At 73.5% G+C, this 6241-nt stretch carries 4 protein-coding genes; 1 reads left to right on the top strand and 3 read right to left on the bottom strand.

Annotated elements, in window-relative coordinates; genetic code table 11:
- Positions 1–4: 4 nt before the first annotated feature.
- From holA to BN12_RS16870, 3 genes are all read right to left on the bottom strand, one after another.
- Positions 5–985 (bottom strand): DNA polymerase III subunit delta, encoded by a 981-nt coding sequence (gene holA / locus BN12_RS16880; RefSeq protein WP_048554303.1) that lies wholly within the window; start codon positions 983–985, stop codon positions 5–7.
- Positions 986–1144: 159 nt separating this feature from the next.
- A complete protein-coding gene (locus BN12_RS16875) occupies positions 1145–3436 on the bottom strand; it encodes an ATP-dependent DNA helicase (RefSeq protein ID WP_048554302.1) in 2292 nt (763 codons plus the stop codon).
- Between the two features lie 100 nt (positions 3437–3536).
- The gene (locus BN12_RS16870; RefSeq protein ID WP_048554301.1) at positions 3537–4643 is read right to left on the bottom strand and encodes a GNAT family N-acetyltransferase; all 1107 of its coding nucleotides are present in this window, start codon (positions 4641–4643) and stop codon (positions 3537–3539) included.
- Between the two features lie 84 nt (positions 4644–4727).
- Between BN12_RS16870 and BN12_RS16865 the strand changes: the two genes are divergently transcribed.
- A partial coding sequence (locus BN12_RS16865; RefSeq protein ID WP_157635731.1) for a DEAD/DEAH box helicase occupies positions 4728–6241 on the top strand: 1514 nt, incomplete at its 3' end.

Here is a 6241-nt window from a genome sequence, read left to right as displayed (position 1 = left end):
GGGGTCAGCGGGTGTGGTTGGCGGTGATGGCGAGGACGGCCTGCTCGACGGCGTAGACGGGGTCCCTGCCGCCACCCTTGACCTCGAAGTCGGCGGCGGCGACCGCCTGGATGGAGCGGGCCAGGCCCTCGGGACTCCAGCCCGACAGGGATCGGCGCGCCTTGTCGACCTGCCACGGGGCCAGCCCGAGGTCACGCGCGACGTCGACGGAACGGCCGCGGCCGGCGGCCCCGACGCGGACGAGCTGGCGCAGCTGCTGGGCGAGGACCGCGACGATCGGCACAGGATCGACACCGACCGCGATGGCGTGGCGCAGCAGGCGGAGCGCCTCGCCGGTGTCGCCCGTCACCGCGGCATCGGCGACCTTGAACCCGGTCGCCTCGACCTTGCCGCCGTGGTAGAGCAGGACGGTCCGCTCGTCGATGACGCCCGTCGTGTCGGCGACGAGCTGCTGGCAGGCGGCGGCGAGCTCGCCGATGTCCTTGCCGACGGCCTCGACGAGGGCCCGCACCGCACCGCCCGTCGCCTTGCGACGCGCCGCGACGAACTCGTGGGCGGCGAAGTCGCTCTTGTCACGGTCGGACTTGATGGCCGGCGCCTCGAGAACCCGGGCCTTCCCCGCCTTCAGCGCGTCGACGACCTTCTTGCCCCGGTTGCCGCCCTTGTGCCGGACGATGAGCGTGATGCCGGGTTCGGGGGCAGCGACCGCGCGCAGCAGGTCCTGCTGGAGGTCTTCGGCCGCCTCGTCGGCGTCGTGGACGACGATGGCCTTGTCGCCACCGAACAGCGAGGGCGCGGCCTGGACGCCGAGCGCTCCCGGCTCGTACGTCGCGGCATACAGCCGGATGGTCTCCAGGTCGGGAGCGGTGACACGCAGGTCGTCGAGGGTGGCGGCCACGGCACGGTCCGCGAGCACCTGCTCGGGACCGCTCACGAGCACGAGGGACGGCACTCGTCGTGTCGGTGCGACGGTGTCCTGGCTCATGGCATCCAGCCTCCCATGACGCGCCGACGCCGACGCCGCGGGAGACGTCCGGCTCGCTCGTGGGTGACCCGGCCATCGTTCCGACGTGGGCCGGGTCACCCCCCAGGCGAGGGCACTCTCGGGCGACACCGGGACGGCCGCCGCCCCGGGCATCCACTGTCAGTCGAACCTCAGCGCCGGCGCGTCGGTCACCGTGATCCCGAGGTGGTCGAGTCGCGCTCGAACGTCGGCATCGGAGCGTTCGAGACTCTCGGAGAGCTCCTCGACGGTGAGCCCGAGGTCGACGCCGTCGCGCAGCTCCTCGTCGTCCTCCCTGTCCCAGTCCGCCGCGTCGGTCCCGACGGTCCGCGGCAGGCCGTCCCCCGTGGGCGGCGGGGATACCGTGACGCCGTCGGGGGTCGGGGACGCCTCGGGCCGGGGGTGCTCCTCGTCCTCGCCGGGAGGGGTGGCGCCGGCGAGCGGGGCGAGAGTCCCGGTGAGGCCGCGCAGGGCGGGCGCAACGACGGGCAGCGGATCGGGCGCTGTCTTGTCGAGCCGCCGGAGCGCCCCGAGGACGAGCCGACGGTCCTTCGTCGGCCAGAACGGAGGCAGGGAACGCTGGAGGAACCCGGCATACCGCGCCGTCATCATCCGGGAGTCGAGGAAGGCGACGACACCCCGGTCGTCGTGCCGGCGGATGAGCCGGCCGGCCCCTTGGGCGAGCCGGAGCGCGGCATGCGTCGCCGCGACCGCCATGAACCCGTTGCCGCCCATCCGGGCGATGGCCTGCGAGCGGGCCGACGCGAGCGGGTCGTCGGGACGTGGGAAGGGGATGCGGTCGATGACGACGAGCTGGCACGAGGAGCCGGGCACGTCGACCCCCTGCCAGAGGGTGAGCGTGCCGAAGAGGCAGACCCGGGGATCCTCGGCGAACGTCCGGACGAGCGTCGTGACCTGATCCTCCCCCTGGCACAGGAAGGTCAGCTCGGTGTCGCCGCACCGGTCGCGCATGGCCGCCGTCGCGTCGCGCGCGGCCTGCATCGAGGAGAACAGGCCGAGCGTGCGGCCACCGGCGGCGCGGACGAGCGCCTCGATCTCGTCGAGCGTCGCCGGCATGATGCCGTCGCGACCGGGCGGGGGCAGGTCCGCGGCGACGTAGGCGATGGCCTGGGAGGGATAGTCGAAGGGGCTGCCGACATCGAGGCCCCGCCAGTCGGGCGCCCCCTCCCCGCGCAGACCCATCGTGCCGGCGAGCGCGTCGAAGGTCCCGCCGAGCTCCAGCGTCGCCGAGGTGAGGACGACGGTGCGCTCGGAGAAGATGGCGTCACGCAGCAGCGCGGCGACGCTCATCGGAGCGACCCGCAGGACCGAACCCCGCCGCTGGTCGCGACCGACCCACACGACGTCGAGCTCGCGCTCCTCCAGGACCCGACAGGCGTTCTCGAAGACCTCGTCGACCGCCGCCCGGGCGACCTGTCTCGTCGCATCGCCCTCGCCCTTCTCGGGCTTGAGATCGGCCTGGACGGCCCGGGCGGTGTCCCTCACCCGGGCGAGCGCGAGCGCCAGGGAGTCCGGTATGCCGGTCAGTCGGCCCTCGGGGAGGCCGTCGAGGGCCGACTGGAGGATGAGGCCGGAGTCCTCGAGCGGCTCGGCCGACTCGGCCAGCCGCTGGGACTTCTTCGCCGCCGACTGGACCATCGCGGACGTCAGCTCGTCGGTGATCGTCGAGGTGACCCGGTCGACGAGCTCGTGGCCCTCGTCGATGACGAGCACGTCGTGCTCGGGCAGCATCTGGCGGCCCTCGAAGGCGTCGATGGCCATGAAGGAGTGGTTCGTCACGACGATGTCGACGTCTCTGGCCGCCGCGCGGGACCGCTCGACGAAGCACTCCTCGACCATGGGGCACCGACTGCCGAGGCACTCGTGGGCGCTCACCGAGACCTGCCGCCAGGCACGCTCGGAGACCCCGGGGACCAGCTCGTCGCGGTCGCCCGACTCCGTCGTCTCCGCCCACTCCCGGAGGCGGACCACCTCGGCCCCGAGCCTCCCGGCCGTCGCGTCGACGGCGCCGACGCCGAGGAGGGCGTCCTGGTCGTCGTCGGGGAACCCACCCTGCAGCTTGTTGACGCACACATAGTTGCGGCGCCCCTTGACGAGCGCGTAGGTGGGACGCCGCCCGAGGACCGGCTCGAGCGCCGCGGCCAGGCGCGGCATGTCGCGATCGACGATCTGGGACTGGAGCGCCAGCGTGGCCGTCGCGACGACCGCCGGCCGGTCCGTGCGCATGGCGTGCGCGACAGCCGGGACGAGGTATGCCAACGACTTGCCCGTCCCCGTCCCCGCCTGGACGAGCAGGTGTCGCCCTCGGTCGACGGCCTCCGCGACCGCGTGTGCCATCTCCACCTGCCCCGGCCGCTCGACACCGCCGACCGCGGTCACCGCCGCGTGGAGAAGGTCGTCGAGAGAAGGCACCGAGTCACTGTATGCCGCGCCGCCGACGGTCCTCGTCCGTCATCCACAGGCGCGCCACACCCGGCCCGTGGACGACGGCCGGGTGCGCGGAGGGGTCGGCTCAGGTGCGGCCGTCCGGGGCGAGGTCGCCGCCGTCGAGCCGTCGGACCATCGTGACGCTGTCGCGGTCGTCGCCCGGCGCGACGCGGATCGCGCGTGGCACGCGACCCACCTCGGCATACCCGCAGCTCTCGGAGAACCTGCCGATGCCGGTGCCGCTGCGGTAGTCGAGGATCGCCAGCTCCACGCCGTCCGACCGGGCGACGCGGTGCATCCCCGCGACGAGGACCCGGCCCAGCCCTCGCCCCCGGCGCTCGGGATCGACCATCACGCGGTATGCCGTGCGCGTGTGGGACTGGAGCGGGTTCGGCCCGGCCACCCACCAGCCGAGGCCGCGGAGCACACCGTCCGGGGCGCGCATCAGGCAGGCGACGGCACGTCCCGCGGCCATGTCCTCGACATGCTCGTCGAGCGCCACGGCGACCTGCTGGCGGGAGGCTCCGGGGAGGAGCCCCACGGCGTCCCCGGCATCGTTGACCCGGCACCACAGGTCGAGGACCTCCGCGCGGGCAGCGTCGTCGAAGGCCGTGACGGCCCGGACCGTCGGCGCCTCGAAGACGGTGAGTGGCGGCTCGGCCGGCAGCTGGTCGGGGTGCCGGGCGGAGCCGGCGCGTTCCATCCCGCAGCGGATCGCCGTCGAGACCGACGGGACGTTGATCTCGGACGCGAGGGCGCGCAAGGGGACGTCGAGCCACTCCGTCCCCGTGACGAGGCTCGCCCGCACCGCCTCGGTGGCCAGTCCGTGACCTTGGAGGTCCGGCATGAACCGGTAGGCGAGGTTCGCGTACCCGTCGGCGGGCCGCATACCGGTCACGCCGACCACGGGACCCACCGATCCGAAGGGTCGCACCCCGCCGAGGAGGCGAAAGGCGGCCCCCTCCGCGTCGTCGCGGTGCTCGGCGAGCCAGTAGCCGTAGCCGTGCGCCTCCCACGCGGCGCACCAGGAGGCCAGCACCTCCTCCGCCTGAGCTCGCCGGGTCATGACCGTATGCGGCGCGAACCAGTGCATCCGGGGATCGCTGTGCAGGGCGTACACCGCGTCGACGTCGTCCGCCGTCGGGCGACGCAGGACGAGGCGGGGGGTTCGCACGACCTCGGGGAAGGACATGCCCCCATCGTGCCCACCGCGCGACCGTCGGTCCAGGTCGGGTGCCCCGGCACCGTCGCGACCCCGATGGGAGGATGGGTCGCCATGAGCGCCGCCGACCTGACCGATCCATCGGGCGCCGGCACCGAGCCCGCGGCGGGCGGCGGCACGAGGGGCGACCCAGGGTCCCTCGAGGCGCTCGACACCGACGACCCGGACGTCCTCTACGAGGCCTTCGAGCGGTGGGTCCGGGCGCAGGGGCTCACGATGTACCCCCACCAGGACGAGGCCGTCATCGAGCTGCTCGCCGGTGACCACGTCATCCTCGCGACGCCGACCGGCTCCGGGAAGTCGCTCGTCGCCACGGCGGCCATCTTCGCGGCCCTGTCGACCGATCGGGTCGCCTTCTACACGGCCCCCATCAAGGCCCTCGTCAGCGAGCGGTTCTTCGCCCTCTGCCAGATCTTCGGGGCGGACAACGTCGGCATGCTCACCGGGGACGCCGCGGTCAACGCCGACGCGCCGATCATCGCGTGCACCGCCGAGGTCCTCGCCAACATCGCGCTCCGCGAGGGGTCCGGCGCCGACGTCGGCCTCGTCGTCATGGACGAGTTCCACTACTACGCCGAGCCCGAGCGCGGCTGGGCGTGGCACGTCCCACTCCTGGAGCTGCCCCAGGCGCAGTTCCTCCTCATGTCGGCGACGCTGGGGGACATGAGGCCGTTCGCCGCGAACCTCCGGCGGCACACCGGCCGGGACGCCGCCGTCGTCGACACGGCCGAGCGGCCGGTGCCGCTCACCTTCTCGTGGTCGGTCACCCCGCTCCAGGACACCATCGAGGAGCTCCTCGAGTGGGACCGCGTCCCCATGTACGTCGTCCACCCGACGCAGGCCGGGGCCGCCGACCACGCCAAGCAGCTCCAGCAGCAGCTGCGCCGGATCCTCACGCCCGCGGAGCGCGACGCGATCGCCGCCCGGATCGGCGGCTTCCGGTTCTCCACCGGGTTCGGGCGGACGCTGAGCGCCTTGCTGCGCAAGGGGATCGGGGTCCACCACGCCGGTATGCTGCCCCGCTACCGCCGCCTCGTCGAGCAGCTGGCGCAGGCGGGGATGCTCAAGGTCATCTGCGGCACCGACACCCTCGGCGTCGGGATCAACGTCCCCATCCGGACCGTCCTGTTCACGGGTCTCGCGAAGTTCGACGGGACGCGCGAGCGGGTGCTGCGGGTCCGCGAGTTCCGCCAGATCGCCGGGCGGGCGGGCCGAGCGGGCTTCGACACCCAGGGGTATGCCGTCGTCCAGGCGCCCGAGCACATCATCGAGAACGCCCGCCGGCTCGCCAAGGCGGGCGATGACCCCGTCCGGATCAAACGGGTCCAACGCGTCAAGCCGCCCGAGGGCGCGGTCGTGTGGACGGAGAAGACCTTCGAGAAGCTGACGACGGCCGATCCCGAGCCGCTCCAGTCGCGGATGAAGGTCGATGACGCAATGATTCTCAACGTCGTGGCGCGACCGGGCGACGCGGTCCGCGCGCTGTCGCGTCTCACCCGCGAGAGCGACTGGTCCCGGCCCGGAGGCGAGGCGGACCCGCGGACGCGGGCGCGGCTCGCCCGCCCCCC

This window comes from Nostocoides japonicum T1-X7 (assembly GCF_001046855.1).
Classification (GTDB): domain Bacteria; phylum Actinomycetota; class Actinomycetes; order Actinomycetales; family Dermatophilaceae; genus Nostocoides; species Nostocoides japonicum.
This window is presented reverse-complemented; position numbering and strand designations above follow the sequence as displayed.